The following is a 17527-nucleotide window of genomic DNA, read 5'->3' as shown; positions in this document are numbered from 1 at the left end:
CTCCGAGGACCTTCCCATGAGAAATGCCCGCATAGCCGTAATCGGCTCCGGCCCCGCCGGCCTGTTCGCCGCCGACGAGCTGGTCCGGCAACACGACGTCTACGTCGAGGTCGACATCATCGACCGCGTTCCCGCCCCATACGGGCTCGTCCGCTACGGTGTTGCACCAGATCACCCCCGGATCAAGGCCGTCATCGGAAGCCTGCAACGCATCCTGGAAAATCCCAAGGTCCGATTCCTCGGAAATGTGGAATTCGGCACCGATGTCGACCGCCCGTTCCTCGACGCGCATTACAACGCGACGATCTACGCAACCGGCGCCTCGCGCGACCGAGCGATCGGAATCGCAGGAGAAGACCTGCTCGGCAGCCGCTCCGCGACCGCCTTCGTGTCCTGGTACGGCGGCCACCCCGACAGCCCGAATGATTTTCACCTGCGCGAGGACACCGTCGCTGTGATCGGCGCCGGAAATGTCGCCCTCGACGTAGCAAGAATCCTCGCGAAAACTGCCGCAGAGCTCGACAGTACCGACATGCCACCGCATGTCCTGGACACGCTGCGCGACAGCCGCGTCCGCGACATCCACGTGATCTGCCGCCGCGGACCGGAATTCGCCAAATTCACCACGAAAGAGCTCCGCGAACTCCGCAATCTCACCGACGCAGACATCATCATCGATCCCGCCGAGCTCACCCGCGCACCACGCGAAGGCCTCGACAAAGCCACCCTCGCCAACCTCGCAGTCTTCGAGGAGTTCGCGTCCCGGCCGCGCACCGACCGAACTCACCGAATTCACTTTCACTTCTGGCGAAATCCGGTCGAGATCCTCGGCTACGAGCACGTCGACGGCCTTCGCATCGAGCGCACCGAACTCTCACCGGACGGCACCGTGCACGGCACCGGCGAGTTCGACACCCTTCCCGCCCAGCTCATCCTCAGATCGGTCGGCTACCGCAGTGTTCCCCTCGACGGCCTGCCGTTCGACTCTGTCCGAGGCACCATTCCCAACCAGCTCGGCAGGGTTGTCGATGGTGACGGGCATGTTGTCCCGGCGCAGTACGTCACCGGATGGCTCAAGCGTGGACCCTCGGGGGTGATCGGAACCAACCGCGTCGACTCGGTCGAAACCGTCGCCAGTGTGATGGAGGACCTCGCCTCCGGTCCCGAACCCGGTACCAGTGTGTCCGCTGATGCCGTAGACGCGGCACTGCGGACGCGCGGAGTCAAGGTCGTCGGATACGACGGCTGGCTACGAATCAACGGTGACGAGATCGAGCGGGGCCGGGTTGCAGGTAAGGATCGAACAAAGATCCCCGATTGGGACACTCTGCGACGGCTCGGGCACGAAGTGCTCACCTCAGGGTGAGCGAGATCGTCGCCCACTCGATCGCTCAACGGACAGAACCCTCAGTCGGTGTACGTACATAGGTGTCGCGGCATATGAAAGTCACTGCCCTATCTGACGTGAAGCAACCGTGTTCGCGCATGTGAAGGAGGACGACCGTGTCTGTCACTGTCGAAGAAGAGCTGGCTCCCGAAATCGAGCTGCCGCCACGAGCGCATGCGCACGGCCTCCCAGTACTCGAATCACAAGTCGACCAAGTCGTACGCTGCGAACTCACCCGGTTGTATCGCCGGTTGGCCTTGACCAATGAGGAACGCGACGTCGTCGAAGAAGCCGTGCAGCGGGTCTGCCAGCTCGTGGTCCTGGTCCCGGTCGCGAAGTGGCGCGGCGATCCCGGCCTGGTGAAAGAACTCCTGTGCGAATGACCCGCGGTGACGGAACATCGCGGCCTGTCTCGAATTACTGCGTGGCGAGCCCGAAGTCACAACTTCCGCGTAGACAGACGCGACGGTCAGCCGGTTCTGGTATGGGACACCGCCGGGATGAATGCGGCCTGGCGTCGAGGTTCGATCGCATGTGGATCGCTCCGTCCCCTCCCGAGATCGTCGTCGTTCTCACACACGAAAAGGTATGAACCATGTTCGCTGTTCAGTTCGACTCTCCTGGGGACATCGATGTGCTCCAGTTGCGAGATATTCCAGTCCCCAGTCCGGGCGAGGGCGAAGTACTCATCGCCCTCGAGGCATCGGCGATCAATCCCGCGGACGTAAAAATTCGTAGCGGGATGATCACACCTCGTCAGGGAAATGCGCCATTCACTCTCGGGTACGACCTGGTGGGCATCGTCAAGGAGACGGGCCCGCAGGTCGGCAGGTTTCTGCCCGGTGCTCGGGTAATTGGTGTCTCGACGTTGGCCGTCACCGGTACCGGGACATGGTCGGAGTTCGTTTGCCTGCCGGAAACGTCCCTAGCTCGTGCCCCCGAGGATGTCGATCCGGCCATCTTGGCCCAGTTACCCCTCCCCGGTTTGACCGCGATGCAGGCCGTCGACGCTCTGCAGTTGCCCCAGGGATCTGAAGTGCTTGTCTCCGGCGCCGTCGGCGCGGTCGGACGTATTGCACTGCAGCTTCTCCAACTCCGCGGATACCGCGCGCACGCGTTGGTTCGGCGGGCCGAGCAGGCAGAATTGGTGCCGGCCGGTGTAGCCGAGGAAGTGTATATCGGCTCCCCGCCGACCTCCCGCGTCGACGCAGTGATCGATGCCGCCGGAATCGACCTGTCCGCCGCGTTACGGCCCGGGGGACACTACGTCACCGTGGTCCCGGGAAGCCCACCCCACAGCGTGTCAAAGGACAGCGCGACGCTGGTAATCGCTCGCGAGTCCGGCGCGATGTTGCACGCACTCGCCGAACTCCTCACTGCCGGTGAGCTCGACCTTCCCGAGTCGACAACGTTCAAGTTTTCGGAGATCGAGGCTGCTCACCGCGAGTACGAGCGCCATCTGGGGCGCCGCATCACGCTCGTCGTCTGACCCCCACCGCACTCGCTCGCCCGGCAACCCTGCCCAGCGCGTACACCTCGCCGAGCCTCCCACATGAACACATCACAAATCTCGCAGAAGGCCAGCAATGAACCCCCCACCAGTACAAAACTTCACCCCCGCTCCCTCGACCGCACCCGCCGACTTTGTGCAACTGCGGGTTTCGGAACGAATCACCGAAGCATCAGGCGTGGTCTCGCTGCGGCTGGTGCACCCAGATGGCGGACAGTTGCCGACATGGGAGCCGGGTGCGCACATCGACATCGGGGTCGCCGGGGTGACCCGCCAGTATTCGCTGAGCGACGCCGAACCCGACCCGAACTCCTGGCGCATCGCGGTGCTGCGGGAACCCGCGAGCCGCGGGGGTTCCCGAGCGATCCATGACGCGGTGCACGCAGGGACGGAGCTGGTCGTCAGCGCCCCCAGGAACCGCTTTCCGCTGTTACCCGCGCAGAAATACATCTTCGTTGCCGGCGGAATCGGCATCACGCCGATCCTGCCCATGATCGGCGAAGCAGAGAGGCGAGGCGCCGAGTGGTCCTTGGTCTACGGCGGCCGCTCCCTGGACACGATGGCTTTCGTCGCTGACCTCACACGATACGGTGACCGCGTCACGATCGTGCCGGAGGACACGAAGGGGCGGGTCGACTTCGCTGAGTATCTCCAGCAGGTGCGCGATGACACCCTGATCTACGCCTGCGGTCCGGGCCCGTTGCTCGATGCCCTCGCGCAAGCATCCGATCATTGGCCGACCGGCAGCCTGCACGTGGAACGATTCGTCGCACAGGATGTCGATTCTGCCGGTGACGTCGAATTCGAAGTCGAGTTCGCGGCGAGCGGTGTCACGGCGATGATTCCAGCGGATCGGTCGATCCTGGATGTGGCGAATGATCTCGGTTTGCCGACGTTGTCATCGTGTGAGGAAGGGGTCTGCGGTACATGCCAGACCGCCGTGTTGGAGGGCGACCCGGACCACCGCGACGCGGTCATGACCGATGACGAGAAGGCATCCGCCTCGTCGATGTTCATCTGTGTGTCCCGGTCGAAAGCCGGCGCTCGGTTGAAGCTCGACCTGTGAGGACAGGTACTGGCCATCAGCTCTTGCACCGGCGTTGCACCTGACGCGACCAGGCTTCCGATGCACGCCCCGACAAATGTCATCCACCCGCATCCACTGGCGATTTCGAGGGACGCGTCCCGCTCTGACGTCGAATGCCTACACCTATGACCCGGCGCATCCGAGGAAGGTGCCGAAAATGAACCGCCAGCAATCGCTTTCGACAGGCACCGTCGTCACCGCTGTACCCGGCGATTGGAGGTTGCGCGCTGCGTGCCGGCGAAGTGACCCGTCGGTGTTCTTCGGCCCCGACGGTGAACGCAGCCGTGACCGTGCCCGTCGGGAAGACCGGGCACGCAGGATATGTCAGGTCTGCCCGGTCCTCGTGACGTGCGGCAACCATGCCCTGACAACGGGCGAACGGCACGGACTGTGGGGCGGCATGACCGAGGCCGACCGCAGGAGCACCCGCCGTCGGCAACGAAAACGAATCAGGTGCCTACCACTTGCTTCCCTACCCGCCGCCCGCACGGCCGGTGGCCACGCGTTCTGACCGCCCGGAACGAGTGCTTCGGATCGACTACCTTGACGCAGCACATTCCGAGAAGTGAAGCCGACCGCGGCAGCCTCAGCCAAAGATCGGCGTCACTCACGGGTTTTCCGCCCCGCCCGGCCGCACGGTTGCTCTCATATGCGGCGGCCTCGACCAGCGATTCGGAGCGCATGGGTGTGACCCACCCTGAAACTGAAGGACCTGGCGTGGATGTGGTTTTCGTGAGGAGACTGGAGACCACGGTAGCGACACCGGATTGACTGGAATACAGCACGAGTGCGTGGCCGGCACGGCTTTGAGAAGAGCCCGACTGTTGTCGACGGCCGCTCTTCGTTTCCGGCCGGTAGCGCTGCTTCCACCATGCCGGCGTGCTCACCCACCGGCAGGACCGCGGGTTAGACACTATCGATGCAGCAGCCATCCCCGGGTGTACAGGTGTCGTTCGCCCGTTGCTGCGAGTCAGCGCCCTACTTGCCGCGGATGGCGTCGAAGACTTTGGGGTCGACGAGGGTGGAGGTGTCGCCGAGGTCGCGGCCTTCGGCGATGTCCTTGAGTAGTCGACGCATGATTTTGCCGGAGCGGGTTTTGGGTAGTTCCGGGACGACGGTGATCTGCCGCGGCTTCGCGATGGGGCTGATTTCCCGCGCGACCTCGGCTTTGAGTTCGGCGATCAGGTCGTCGCCGGTGTTCTCGACGCCTTCGCGGAGGATGACGAACGCGACGATGCCCTGGCCGGTGGTCTCGTCGGCGGCTCCGACGACGGCGGCTTCGGCGACTCCGTGGTGTCCGACGAGGGCGGATTCGACTTCGGAGGTGGAGATGCGGTGGCCGGAAACGTTCATGACGTCGTCGACGCGGCCGAGGACCCACAGGGCGCCGTCTTCGTCGTACTTGGCGCCGTCACCGGCGAAGTACCAGCCCTGCTCGGGGTAGCGGGACCAGTAGGTGTCGCGGTAGCGGTCCATGTCGCCCCAGATACCGCGCAGCATCGCCGGCCACGGCTTGTCGAGCACCAGGTAGCCGGATTCGCCGTTGCCGAGTTCCTTGGCGTCGTCGTCGACGATCTTGGCGGAGATGCCGGGCAGCGGTGCCATGGCGGATCCGGGTTTGGTGGCGGTGATGCCGGGGAGCGGGGAGATCATGATCGCCCCGGTCTCGGTCTGCCACCAGGTGTCGACGATCGGTGCCGTGTTTCCGCCGATCACCTCACGGAACCACTTCCACGCCTCGGGGTTGATGGGTTCGCCGACGCTGCCGAGGAGCCGGATCGAGGACAGGTCGTGGGCGTCGGGGATCTCCCGGCCCCACTTCATGAAGGTACGCACCAGGGTGGGAGCGGTGTAGTAGATGCTGACACCGTACTTTTCGATGATCTGGAAGTGGCGGTGCTCGTCGGGGGAGTTCGGGGTGCCTTCGTAGACCACCTGGGTGACGCCGTTGGACAGCGGTCCGTAGACGATGTAGCTGTGCCCGGTGACCCAGCCGATGTCGGCGGTGCACCAGTACACGTCCTGCCCGACTTTGTGGTCGAACACGTTGTGGTGGGTGTAGGAGGCCTGGGTGAGGTAGCCGCCGGAGGTGTGGATGATGCCCTTGGGCTTTCCGGTGGTGCCGGAGGTGTAGAGGATGAACAGGGGATGTTCGGAGTCGAACGGCTTCGGCTCGTGGGTGTCGGAGGCTTTTTCGACGGTGTCGTGCCACCACAGGTCCCGGCCCTCGGCCATGTCGACGTCGATGCCGGTGCGTTTGACGACGAGCACGTTCCTGACGGATTCGGCGCCAGCATCCGTCGGATCATCGGCTGCGCCGGCCAGAGCGTCGTCGACCGAGGGTTTGAGGGGGGCCGCCTGGCCTCGGCGCCATTGGCCGTCGACGGTGACGACGAGTTTGGCTTCGGCGTCGTCGATGCGGGAGCGCAGGGCGCTGGCGGAGAAACCGGCGAAGACGACGGAATGGGTCAGGCCCAGGCGTGCACAGGCGAGCATGGTGACGATGGCCTCGGGGATCATCGGCATGTAGACGGCGACGCGGTCGCCGGGGACCAGTCCGAGGTCGCTGAAGGTGTTGGCCGCCTTGCTCACTTCGGTGAGGAGGTCGTGGTAGGTGAGGTCGCGGGTGTCGCCGGGTTCGCCCTCGAAGTGGATGGCGACGCGGTCGCCGTTGCCTTCGAGGACGTGGCGGTCGACGCAGTTGAATGCGACGTTGAGCCGGCCGCCGACGAACCACTTCGCCACGGGGGCATCGGACCAGTCGAGGACTTCGGTGAATGGTGCGTGCCAGTGCAGTCGTTGCGCCTGTTTCGCCCAGAATGCGAGTCGATCGGCATCTGCCTCGGCCTGGAGTTCGGGTCCGGCGTTCGCGGTCGCGGTGAACTCGGGGCTCGGCGGGAACATCTCGATATCCAACGATTCTGTGTTATAAGGCATTACAACCAACTCCTTCTCCCTGCAGTCACGCCTGGGTCGGTACTTCGCCTCGGGCATACTGCGATCCAATCGATGGTCTCGCTGGTTTTTCCCTGCGGCGTGCGCGCCGGATCTCCGCAATTCGATTAAATGGTGTCGAACCGTAGCTAACTGCTCCTCGCCGACGTCGCGAAGACCTTGTCACGTGCACCTCCGGCATCACTGCACATTGGGACGATATCGGCGCCAACAGATGCGACCTGGAACGCAACGACAAGACTCGCTTCCGTCAGACTAATTCGAGAGAAATTGCGGAATCAAAATTCGCCTGACCGCGCTGGACGGCGGTAAATGCGGTAAGCGGGTGGTGCGTACACCTGCTGGGTGCCGCAGGTAAGTGGCGCACGTATTTTCATCTTCACATCATCGACGCGGTTCGATGAACAGTCCTCTGGCTTCCACTGTGCGAGTGCCCTCACACTCGATCCACGAGTTCACCCATACTTTGCGGCCCGAGCTCGAGTCGGCGGTCGCGTACAGGTTGAGCGGACGGTTCAAGGGGGTGGGTGCCAGGTACTTGAGTTCGAGCTGGGCGGTGACACATGTTCGGCCCGTCGACTCGATCAGCAGGCCGAGCATGCAGTCCATCAGCCATGCCCCCAGACCACCGTGCAGACAATCTTGGGGGCCTTCGGCGAGGGCGTCCGCTGTCACAGTTGCAGTCGCCGTCGCTCCATCGACGGAAATCTCCAGCGGGATACAGGATGGATTGTGAGCACCGATCCGCCGTGTGTGGGCGGCTGCGGTCTTCCCTGGGTTGTCGAACTCGCCGAGAAGCACGCCCGGTCTGAGCTGCTGTTCCATGAGTTGCGAGGACTGCGCGATCAGGTCGGCCGACCGTCGCAGGTCTTCGATGTCTGCGCTTGTCGTGGCTGCCGCATGCATCAGCCGCCGCACGGATGTCACCAGGTCACGGTGGGTCTGCAGCCACGGTTCCGGGAGATCGGAAATGTGGGTTCGCTCCCGGGTGAGGTCCTCGTCGATCTGCTGCATCGTGTCGTTCCTCATTGCTGCCGGGGATCGTTGAGAGCAGGCTCAAAGACGGGTATGCGGGTGTGGTTTCGGTTTTCGAAGCGCACCTTCAGGGCCATGCCGATCGCGAGGTCGGTCTCGGCGCAGTCGACCACGTTCGACATCATGGTGGGGCCTTCCGCGAGGCGCACCAACGCGACCGTGTAGGGAGTCAGTGCTTCGAATTCACCGGCGGCGCGGCGGACCACACTGAAGGTCTCCAATGTGGCTGCACCGCTCGCCTGGCGCCACACCACATCCAGGGAGGCGCAGTGGCTGCACAGGAATCGAGGATAGAACTGCCATTGTTCGCAGGTGCGGCAGTACTGGATGAGCAGTTCGTCGCGTTCACAGGCGTTCCAGAACGTCGCCGCCGGATCCTCGTGAGAATCGACTGCCTCGAATGTTTCTTTCGGTGCCATCATGCCCTCCCCAGGATCAGGAATCCGTTGTTGGCCAGCCAGCTTCCCTGGCCGTGTACCAGTCCGAGTTCGGCGTCGGCGACCTGGCGCTCGCCGGCCTCGCCTCGAAGCTGGGTCACTGCTTCGACGACCGAGTCGAGAGCAGCACCCATGCCGGGGTGTCGGAAGGCCAGGGTCCCGCCGTGGGTGTTCATCGGGAGCGGTCCGCCCAGTTTGATTCCGCCGTTTTCTACGAAGGCTCCGGCTTCACCCTTGTCGCAGAAGCCCATGTCTTCGAGAAGGATCAACGGCACGATCGCTGCGGGGTCGTAGACCTCGAGGAAGTCGATGTCCGCTAGGGTCACGTCCGCCCGGGCGAGAGCCTGCCGGGTAGCGAGACCGATGTGGTCGAACTTGGCGACGTTCGGTGCCTGGCTCAAGCTCATGAACGCGGCCGCTTCGCCGTATCCCCGTATCTGTACGGCTCGGTCGTTGCGGGGTCGTTTGGTGACCAGGAACCCTTGTCCTCCGCCGGTGGAGATCAAGGCCAGCATCGAGCGGGTCAGTGGGCTGCTGGTGACGGTATCGTTCAGCACGGACTCAACGGTGAGCTCACCCTTGACTTCGGTGTGCGGATTGAGCAGTCCGTGCTCACGGATGGTCACCGCCAGGTGCGCCATCTGTTCGAGGGTGGTCCCGTAGTCGTGCATGTGGCGGGTGGCCATCAGGGCGAAGGCGGTCGGGATGATAGGGCCGAAGGGGCGTTCGAAGGTTTTGTCGAAGCTCTTCATATAGAGGTTGATCGCGCCGTCGATCCCCAGAGTGGTCGCGAAGTTGTCGGCGGACAGTACCAGGACGTTGGAGGCGAGCCCGGAGTCGATGGCTGCTTCGGCGATGTGGATGACGTCGATTGCGGGTCTGCCACCGTACGGGGCCATCGTGGTGTACGTCGGTAAGATTCCCAGATATTCCGCGAGTTCGGCTGGGTTGCACTCGAACGGCTGCGGGATCGACGAGGACAGCACCACACCGTCGACTTCCTTCAGATCGACCTGGGCGTCGGCCAGTGCGCCCAGTGCCGCGTCGACGAGAAGTTTCATGTACGACGGCGCTGGGCGGCCTCGGCCGACGATCTGCTGTGACACACCCGAGATGTAGGTCGGGGCCGCGTGTGTTTCGTTGGTTTTCATGTTTCCCACCTCCTTGCTGGAAGAAACTTCCGGCGTCAGGCCTCCGAGTCCGTCACCGGGATCGGATTCCGTTTGGATTTTGATGCGTGTGACAAAGGCGTGTGACGTCGGAGCTGGAAGCGGACGACGACGATCGCGGCCGTCGCGAGGAGCGCGAGCAGGGCGGAGACCCGGAAGGCGCCCGGATAACTCACGAGCCCGAACCGGCCGAAGGCGCCCTCGGTGGAAGCATCGAAGACCAGGGCAAGCCCCGCAAGCCCCAGACCGCCGCCGATCTGTCCGGCCGAGTTGAACATCGCACCCCCGATTCCGGCGGAGTCGAGACCGACGAGAGTGACGACCAGGTCGCTCTGCGCGACGAAGGCGATGACCTGGCCGACGATCGCCAAGAGCAGGACAAGCAGATACAGGACCGCATGTGATCTCCCGGAGAGGAAGGAGGCCGCGAGGGGTCCGAGAGCGCATACCGCTCCCCCGGCGATGATCAAGCTGTCTCGCGACTGTCCGCGCGAGAGGGCTCTGGCCGCGACTCGGGATCCCAGAAGCGCTCCAACTGCCAACGGAGCCAGCCACAGCGCTGCGGAGGTCATGCTCAACCCGACAAGGTCTTGGAGGGCGAGCGCACCGAAGTAGTAACTGCCCGCCCAGGCCGCGTAGAGCAGCCCCGTCGCGATCAACACGCCGACAAGGCCCGGGACACGCCACAGGTGATGCGGAATCATCGGACGCGTACTGCGCCGTTCGTGGACAGCAGCACCTACCCACAACGCTCCTGCGAGGGCCATCGTCGTCAACGCGGTTACCTCTCCCCACCCGGTTTTCGACCCCAGCGCCAACCACAAGGCGAAAAGCAACAGCGCCGTCGAGATGAGTATGGCCCCCCAATAGCTCGGGGCGGGTTTGTTCGGCGCTGCTACCGACGGTAGCCGCCACGCCAGCAGGGTGAGGATCAGAACGACAACGAACTCGAAGACGAACACCGACCGCCAACCCAACGCATCGGACAAGATGCCACCGGCGAGCGCTCCGGCACCGAACCCGATCGCGCCCGAGGCGGCGAAAGCCGCCAGATTGCGCGACCGCCGGCGTGGATCGGTGGTCGAGACGGCCAGCCACGCCAGCCCGCCGGGAACAGCCAGTGCCGCACCGATGCCTTGGATAATCCGGCCGGCGATCAGCACCCACGCGGTCGGTGCCACCGCGGCCAACGCGGCACCGGCGGCGGAGATGGCGAAGCCCGTGATGAGGATCGGGCGGCTTCCCACCGCATCCGTCAGACGTCCTCCCCACAGCACCAGTGCACCGAAGACGATGGCGTAGGCCGACACCACCCATGACAGGCTCGATGCGCCGCCACCCAGGGTGCCGGCAATGTCCGGCACCAACAGGGGGCAGGCACCGATATTGATCGCGTTCATCAGCTGGGCGGCGCAGGCGACAGCGACCGTCACCCGCGCGCTCGGCTTCGACCGCGCCCGATACCGGTGGCTGCCCGCGCGATTCGGCCGGCCCGGTACCGCGGGATTCACTTGCGGGTCCGGGACCACTTGTGAATGTTGTTGCGTTGGATGGCGGACGAGCCGCCGATGATCGGCATGACGAGGACGTCGCGAACGTAACGTTCGCAGTCGAAGTCCTTGACGTATCCGTATGCGCCCATGATGGTCTGGGCGTTCAGAACCACCGTTTTCGAGGCCTCGGTGACGAACAATTTGGCCATCGAGGTCTCGACCCCACATTGGACGCCGCGTCCGGCCAGCACAGCCGCGTCGTCCAGAACGAGCCGGGACGCGTGCAGCTGAACCTGCATGTCGGCAAGCGTGTGGGCTATCGACTGGTGCTTGCTGATCGGCACGCCGAATTGTTCCCGCTCCTCGCTGTAGGCGAGGGCATCCTCGTAGGCGGCGGTGGCGATACCCAGCGACATGGCGGCCACCTCGAGTTTCTCGATATCGAGGCCGCTGCCGGTGATGAGTTCCCAGCCGCGGTTCCACGCCTGCTCACCACCCATGAGGTTGTCGACGGGGATCCGCACGTCCGTGAAGGAGACGTCGGTCGTGTAAGTTCCCTTCAACCCCATCGTGTCGATCGGAGTGATCGTCACGCCCTCGGCGTTCGACGGGATGACGAGCGTCGAGAGGTTGTGGTACTTCGCACCGTCGGGGTCGGATTTTGCGAGCGTGTAGATGTAGTCGCTCAGCCCGGCGCCCGTACAGAACCGCTTGGAACCGTTGACCACGAGTTCATCACCGTCGCGACGGACGGTGGTCTTCACGCTCGCGAGGTCGGCGCCGACATCGGGTTCGGTCCATCCGTACGCGAAGATCATTCGTCCCTCGGCGATTTCGGGGAGCCAGCGCTTCTTCTGTTCCTCGGTACCGCACTCGACGACGGTCATCCCCGCGTAGCAGCTCGCCATGATGTACGGGACTGCGACCGCCAGGCTCCGCTTGGAGAGCTCTTCGATCGTCATCAGCGTCGCCGGTATGTCGGCACCCGATCCGCCGTACTCCTCGGGAATCGCCAGGCCCATCACACCCAGCGTGGCCAGGCGATCGAACACCTCACGCGGGAAGGTGTTGTTCTTGTCCCACTCGGCGACGACGGACCGGGGCATCTGTTCGGCGACGAATCGACGCACGACGCTCCGGAGTTCGACAGCGTCCTCCGACAGGGCGCGCTGCGTGTTGCCGGCCATCACTTGCCCTGGAACTTCGGTGTCCGTCCCTCACGGAACGCGGCCACGGCTTCGGCGTGGTCTGCCGTGCGGTTGGACAGGCTTTCGTAGGCCATCGACGTGTCCATGATCGAATGGGCCAGCTGCTTGAGACCGATGTTGGTCGAAATCTTGCTCCAGCGAATGGCCTTGGTGGCGCCGTTGCGTAGACGTCCGGCGAATTCGTTGACTCGTTCGTCCAAGGCTTCGCTGGGCACGGCATGGTTGATCAGGCCGATGTCCGCGGCGACGCTGGCAGGGATCAAGTCTCCGGTCAGCAGGTACTCCTTGGCCCGGGCGTAGCCGATCAGCTGCGGCCAGATCACGGCGCCACCGTCGCCGGCGACGAAGCCGACCGAGACGTGCGGATCGCCGATCTTGGCGGACTCGGCGGCGAAGATGACGTCGCAGAACAAAGCGAGGGTGGCACCGAGGCCGACGGCGTGACCGTTCACCTTCGCGATGATCGGCTTCTCCAGATCGAGCAGGGAGAAGATGATGCGTTTCGCCTCGCTGACTGTCTGTTCGAACGACTCCGGGTCGTCGACGGCTTCCTGCATCCAGTCGATGTCTCCGCCCGCCGAGAATGCCCGGCCGGCGCCGGTGAGCACGACCACGTCGACGTCGGCATCGCGTTGGAGATCGTCGAAGATGGTGGACAGCTCGGTGTGCAGTCGAGCGTTGGCGACGTTGAGCTTGTCGGGCCGGTTCATCGTTACCGTCGCCACACGATCGACGACATCGACGATGAGGTACTGGTATTCGGTGTAAGACATGATGGTTCCTCCGGTCAGCGGGACTTGGCCGCGTCTTTGTAGGTTTCGCGGGCGATGATGATTTTTTGGATCTCACTGGTGCCGGCACCGATCTCGTGGTGCTTGGCATCCCGGTAGAGTCGCGCCGCCGGGTACTCCTCCATCAGGCCGTAGCCACCGAGAACCTGCACCACCTCTCGGGAGGCCTCGACAGCGGCCTCCGAGCTGTACAGCTTGAGGATCGAGGCGGCACGGGTGACCTCTTCACCGCGTTCGAGGGCCCTGATCAGGTGGTAGAACATGACCCGGCTCATCTCGACACCGGTGGCCATCCGGGCGATCTTGTCCTGCGTCAGCTGGTACTCCGACAGGGCCTGGCCGAACACCTTCCGCTCGCTCGAGTACGAGACGGCGAGGTCGAGGCAGGCCTGCGCGATTCCGGTGTTGGATGCACCCTCGAAGACCCGTTCGAGGTCGAGGCCCTCGAGCATGTAGTAGAAGCCCTTCTCGGCCTCGCCGAGAATCTGGTCGTCGGATACGCGCACGGAGTCGAAGAAGACCTCCGCGGTGGGGGAACTGCGCAGCGACATCTTCTTGAGCGGGCTTCCCACCGTCAGTCCCGGAGTTCCGGCGTCGACGATGAAGCAGGTGCCGCCGTGCGCGCGCCGGTTCTCGCCGCTGGTGCGGGCGAAGACCAGGAAGTGGTCGGCGATCGGGGCGTTGGTGATGAAGGTCTTCGAGCCGTCGATGATCCAGTCGGAGCCGTCGCGGCGGGCGGTGGTCTTCGGGCTCAGAGCGTCGGATCCACCGTGCGGTTCGGTCAGGCAGATCGATGCGGACGCCGTGCCCTCGATCAGGGGAACCAGGTACCGCTGCTTCTGCGCCTCGGTTCCCCGCTTGATCAGATGCCGGGCGACCAGGCTCATGTTGACGAAGAGTGTGGCGTCCAGGCCGGCGTCGGCTCGGGCGGTTTCCTCCGCCACGATCGCGCGGGTCATCAGGCTTCCGCCACCACCGCCGTATTCCTCGGGCGCGAACGAGCCGAGGAGCCCCTGCTCGCCCATCTTCTTCAACAGTTCCGCCGGCGGGCGCCCGTCGCGTTCCATGTCCGCAACGATCGGCCGCACATGCTTGTCCATGAACTTCTGGACGACATCCTGGAAGGCGCGCTCTTCATCGGTAAGTAACGAGTGCGCCACTGACTTGGTCGACATAGTGAAAGTCCTTTCAAAACAAGGGTTAGAGGTCAGAGACCGAAGAGGGAGCGGACACGATCGGCGTCCTTGTCGGCAAATCGCTTGGTGTAGCCGGCGCGGCTCGTGGGCAGAAGTCCGCTCTTGCTGAGATCCACGCGCATCTCGAGGGTCTTGAGGCCGACGACCAGTGAGTCAAACACCGGCACGTCCAGGCCTTCCACCTTGTTGTAACCGGCCGCGGAGGCAATGGTGCTCAACCCCGCGCTGCCGAGGACGATGGCCGTGGCACCCTGGTCCACGAGTTTGCGGGCCTGCTTGTCCAGCTCGGCCACAACCTTTTCCGGGTTGACGAAGCCGTCCGTGAAGGCTTCTGCGGAGGGGATGTCGATGCGCTGTACGCCGGCGCAGCGGCCGAGCAGTCCGCTCTTGGCGACCAGACTGTGGCACACCTCGGCCCAGGCACGGTCTTCGACCGTGATGACTCCGAAACGGTAGGCATACATCGAGGCCAAGTGCAGCGAGGCTTCCCACGGTCCCACCACGGGGACGTCGACAAGGGCTCGCGCTTCGATGACGCCCGGGTCACCGGTGCAGGCCACCATGCAGCCGTCGACACCGTCACGGCCGGCCTCGGAGATGTTGTGGACGACGTCGACGGCGTTGAGCGCATACGGGTAGCCGAACACGGTGTCGGTGGCGCGCTTGAGCTTGGCCCATCTATGAACGATTTCGGTGTCCGGCCGCTTGTACCTGTCGAAAACTTCGTTGACGAGCTTGGTGTACGGCTCGGATCCCTGCTGGGAGTTGATGTGTACGACTGAGAGCTTCATGGATTCACCATTCTATCGAGCGACCGTTCGATTAGTGTAAACACGGAAACGCCGTGGAAACAAGGGTCGAGGGGGCGCTGTGCCGAAACTAGGTTGGGATGCGGTTGTTTTCGTTCACTTCAGGGCTCCGACCGACAGTCCGCCGCAGGCGACCAGCGTCTGCCCGGTGATGTACCCCGCCCCGGGGGAGGTCAGAAACTCGACGCACGCGGCGATTTCTTCGGTCGTCCCGGCCCGGCCCATCGGAATCTTGGAGGTTTGTTCCTCACGGAACTCTGCTGGGGTGGACAGGAACATCCCTGTCGCGATGACCCCGGGTGAGACACAGTTGACCGTGATTCCGTGGCGGGCGAGTTCGATGGCGGCCGACCGCGTGAGCCCTTCGATCCCGGCCTTCGCCGCGCTGTAGCTGATGCCCGCCACTGTTCCGCGGGAGGCGATCGAACTGGTGTTGACGATGCGGCCGAATCCACGCTCCTTCATCCCGGGTGCGAAGGCGCGCAGGGTGTTCAGGGTCGATTTCAGGTGCGTGTCGAGAACGAGAGCGAAGTCCTCGTCGGTGATCTTCGACAGTACGGCGTTGCGCACCGCCCCGGCCAGATTCACCAGGACCGTGGGGGCGGCGAACTGCTTGGTGACGTCGGCAGCGAGACCATCAACGTAATCGCGACGGGAGACGTCACCGGCGTGTGCGGACGCGCTCAGTCCTGCGGCCGCCAGTTCCTTGGCCACCCGCTCGGCGCCGGAGGGGTCGATGTCGACCACGCATACGTGCGCGCCGGCGCTGGCCAAGGTGTGGCACACGGCCGCCCCGATGCCGCCGCCGCCGCCGGACACCAGCGCGACTCGATCGGACGAACTCATCACGGTCTCCTTCATCGGCCCTGATATTCGGGGGCTCGTCCTTCGAGGAACGCGGTGATGCCCTCGCGGTGATCGTCGGTGTCGAACAGTGCGGAAAAGATGTCCACCTCACGTCGGTGTCCCTCGTCGAGCGAGTGACGAAGTCGGTGATTGGCCGAGCGCTTCGCGGCCTCGACGGCGAGCGGGCCGGCCTTGTTGATCCGCTCGGCGACCTCGAGGGCCGCCTCGACGACGCTTCCGGAGGGGCAGACCGAATCCACGAGACCCGTCCGCTGTGCTTCCTCGGCGGTGATTCTGTCGCCGGTGAACAGCATCCGCTTCGCGGTACCGGAGGGGAGGGCGCTGAAAAGCATCTGAGTGCCCCCTGCTCCTGGGATCAACCCCAGCTGCACCTCGGTGACGCCGATCTTGATGTGTTCCTCGGCGATCGCGAAGTCACAGGCGAGCATGAGCTCTAATCCCCCGCCGAGGGCGTGACCGTTCAACGCGGCGATCACCGGTACTCGGAGGGAGAACAGTTTTTCCTGCATGGCCTGTACCCGCAGCGCCATCCGGGCCGCGCCGGCGCGGTCGATGCTGGTGAAGTACCGGATGTCGCCGCCGGCGACGAAACACTTGCCGAGTCCGGTGAGGATCATTGACCGGTAGCTACGATCCTTCTCCACCTCGCCGGCGGCGCGGGCGATCGCGTCGGCGACATCCGGGTGCAAGGCATTGACCGGGGGATTGTCGATCGTTACGACCGCGGTCTCCCCGCATCTCTTCACTGACACGTATTGGTCGATCACGTTTTCACCTGCTTCGAATGGGGCTCGTGAGGGCCGTCTGTCTGGGATTTTCAGAGAATGCGCTTGACGAGCGAATCGGGGGCGAACCGCAGCACGAGCTCGAAGAAGGTCCAGGGCCACCACGGCACGCAGGCGTCTTCTACTTCGCGCTCGATGGCCCGGACGAGGGACGCCGCACCGGCGGAGGCCTCGACCAGCAGGGGGTGCCGCTTTCCTGTCCGGTCCTGCATTTCCGACTCGATGTACCCGGGCCGGATGGTGCTCACCTTGATGGGCACCTGCTTGGCTTTGACGTCCGAGCGGATACCCTCAGCCAAATGCGCGAGCGCGGCTTTCGTGGCCGCGTACACGTTCATCGGTCCGGGCAGGCCACGTCCAGCGGTCACCGACGACATCACCACCAGATGGCCGGTGCCTTGACGGTAGAACAGCTCCATCGCCGCTTCGCACTGGGCGATGCCGGCAATGAAATTCGTCAGGGCGGTGTCCCGGTTGGCGGCGAACCGCCCGCTACCGACGCGACCGCCTTTGCCGATTCCGGCGTTGACGACGATGCGGTCGAGTCCTCCCATCTCGGCGGCCGACTTCGCGAACACCTCGAAAACGGCGTCGTGGTCGGTGACGTCGAGTTGGTGCATCAGCACGCGCCTGCCCGGTGACTGCTGCTCGATCTCGGCCTTGACCTTCTCGAGCAGTTCCAGGCGACGAGCGGTCAGAACCAGATCACAGCCGCGCGCAGCGAACGCTTTCGCCATGCCGGCGCCCAGCCCGGAGCTGGCACCGGTGATCAGCACTCTCGTGTTCATGCATTCTCCT

Annotated in this window: 17 protein-coding genes; 5 read left to right on the top strand and 12 right to left on the bottom strand. The window is 64.3% G+C overall.

Annotated elements, in window-relative coordinates; genetic code table 11:
- Positions 1 to 16: 16 nt before the first annotated feature.
- The 5 genes from HYG77_RS34150 to HYG77_RS34130 all read left to right on the top strand — a co-directional run bounded on the left by HYG77_RS34150 (position 17) and on the right by HYG77_RS34130 (position 4495).
- Complete coding sequence (locus HYG77_RS34150) at positions 17 to 1366, top strand: FAD-dependent oxidoreductase (protein ID WP_208964018.1); 1350 nt, start codon at positions 17 to 19, stop codon at positions 1364 to 1366.
- A 137-nt stretch (positions 1367 to 1503) separates the two neighbouring features.
- On the top strand, positions 1504 to 1770 hold the full coding sequence (locus HYG77_RS34145) for a hypothetical protein (protein ID WP_208964017.1): 267 nt from the start codon (positions 1504 to 1506) through the stop codon (positions 1768 to 1770).
- Positions 1771 to 1982: 212 nt separating this feature from the next.
- Positions 1983 to 2876 carry an NADP-dependent oxidoreductase gene (locus tag HYG77_RS34140; protein WP_208964016.1) on the top strand — a complete coding sequence of 298 codons (894 nt, stop codon included), beginning with the start codon at positions 1983 to 1985 and terminating at the stop codon, positions 2874 to 2876.
- A gap of 97 nt (positions 2877 to 2973) precedes the next feature.
- A complete protein-coding gene (locus HYG77_RS34135) occupies positions 2974 to 3963 on the top strand; it encodes a PDR/VanB family oxidoreductase (RefSeq protein WP_208964015.1) in 990 nt (329 codons plus the stop codon).
- Between the two features lie 76 nt (positions 3964 to 4039).
- A complete protein-coding gene (locus HYG77_RS34130) occupies positions 4040 to 4495 on the top strand; it encodes a WhiB family transcriptional regulator (protein WP_348273600.1) in 456 nt (151 codons plus the stop codon).
- Between the two features lie 467 nt (positions 4496 to 4962).
- On the opposite strand, the gene acs is transcribed toward HYG77_RS34130, so the two are convergent.
- The 12 genes from acs to HYG77_RS34070 all read right to left on the bottom strand — a co-directional run bounded on the left by acs (position 4963) and on the right by HYG77_RS34070 (position 17517).
- On the bottom strand, positions 4963 to 6921 hold the full coding sequence (gene acs, locus HYG77_RS34125; RefSeq protein WP_208964013.1) for an acetate--CoA ligase: 1959 nt from the start codon (positions 6919 to 6921) through the stop codon (positions 4963 to 4965).
- 402 nt (positions 6922 to 7323) lie between these two features.
- Complete coding sequence (locus HYG77_RS34120) at positions 7324 to 7953, bottom strand: PaaI family thioesterase (protein WP_208964012.1); 630 nt, start codon at positions 7951 to 7953, stop codon at positions 7324 to 7326.
- Between the two features lie 11 nt (positions 7954 to 7964).
- Positions 7965 to 8396: an OB-fold domain-containing protein gene (locus HYG77_RS34115; RefSeq protein ID WP_244461486.1), complete on the bottom strand. Its 432-nt coding sequence runs from the start codon at positions 8394 to 8396 to the stop codon at positions 7965 to 7967.
- Positions 8393 to 9562 carry a thiolase family protein gene (locus HYG77_RS34110; RefSeq protein WP_208964011.1) on the bottom strand — a complete coding sequence of 390 codons (1170 nt, stop codon included), beginning with the start codon at positions 9560 to 9562 and terminating at the stop codon, positions 8393 to 8395. Before HYG77_RS34110 ends, HYG77_RS34115 begins: the two co-directional genes overlap by 4 nt.
- Before the next feature lie 35 nt (positions 9563 to 9597).
- Complete coding sequence (locus tag HYG77_RS34105) at positions 9598 to 11013, bottom strand: MFS transporter (RefSeq protein WP_208964010.1); 1416 nt, start codon at positions 11011 to 11013, stop codon at positions 9598 to 9600.
- A 74-nt stretch (positions 11014 to 11087) separates the two neighbouring features.
- The gene (locus HYG77_RS34100; protein ID WP_208964009.1) at positions 11088 to 12260 is read right to left on the bottom strand and encodes an acyl-CoA dehydrogenase family protein; all 1173 of its coding nucleotides are present in this window, start codon (positions 12258 to 12260) and stop codon (positions 11088 to 11090) included.
- On the bottom strand, positions 12260 to 13054 hold the full coding sequence (locus HYG77_RS34095; protein WP_208964008.1) for an enoyl-CoA hydratase-related protein: 795 nt from the start codon (positions 13052 to 13054) through the stop codon (positions 12260 to 12262). The genes HYG77_RS34100 and HYG77_RS34095 overlap by 1 nt, the downstream gene beginning before the upstream one ends.
- A 14-nt stretch (positions 13055 to 13068) precedes the next feature.
- Complete coding sequence (locus HYG77_RS34090; RefSeq protein WP_208964007.1) at positions 13069 to 14247, bottom strand: acyl-CoA dehydrogenase family protein; 1179 nt, start codon at positions 14245 to 14247, stop codon at positions 13069 to 13071.
- A gap of 32 nt (positions 14248 to 14279) precedes the next feature.
- Positions 14280 to 15059 carry an aspartate/glutamate racemase family protein gene (locus HYG77_RS34085; RefSeq protein ID WP_208964006.1) on the bottom strand — a complete coding sequence of 260 codons (780 nt, stop codon included), beginning with the start codon at positions 15057 to 15059 and terminating at the stop codon, positions 14280 to 14282.
- A 114-nt stretch (positions 15060 to 15173) separates the two neighbouring features.
- Complete coding sequence (locus HYG77_RS34080; protein WP_208964005.1) at positions 15174 to 15923, bottom strand: SDR family NAD(P)-dependent oxidoreductase; 750 nt, start codon at positions 15921 to 15923, stop codon at positions 15174 to 15176.
- An 11-nt stretch (positions 15924 to 15934) separates the two neighbouring features.
- Positions 15935 to 16711 (bottom strand): enoyl-CoA hydratase/isomerase family protein, encoded by a 777-nt coding sequence (locus HYG77_RS34075; RefSeq protein WP_208964004.1) that lies wholly within the window; start codon positions 16709 to 16711, stop codon positions 15935 to 15937.
- A gap of 50 nt (positions 16712 to 16761) precedes the next feature.
- Positions 16762 to 17517 (bottom strand): SDR family oxidoreductase, encoded by a 756-nt coding sequence (locus HYG77_RS34070; protein WP_208964003.1) that lies wholly within the window; start codon positions 17515 to 17517, stop codon positions 16762 to 16764.
- Between the last annotated feature and the right edge of the window lie 10 nt (positions 17518 to 17527).

Source organism: Rhodococcus sp. ZPP (assembly GCF_017656075.1).
Lineage (GTDB): Bacteria > Actinomycetota > Actinomycetes > Mycobacteriales > Mycobacteriaceae > Rhodococcus_F > Rhodococcus_F oxybenzonivorans.
This window is presented reverse-complemented; position numbering and strand designations above follow the sequence as displayed.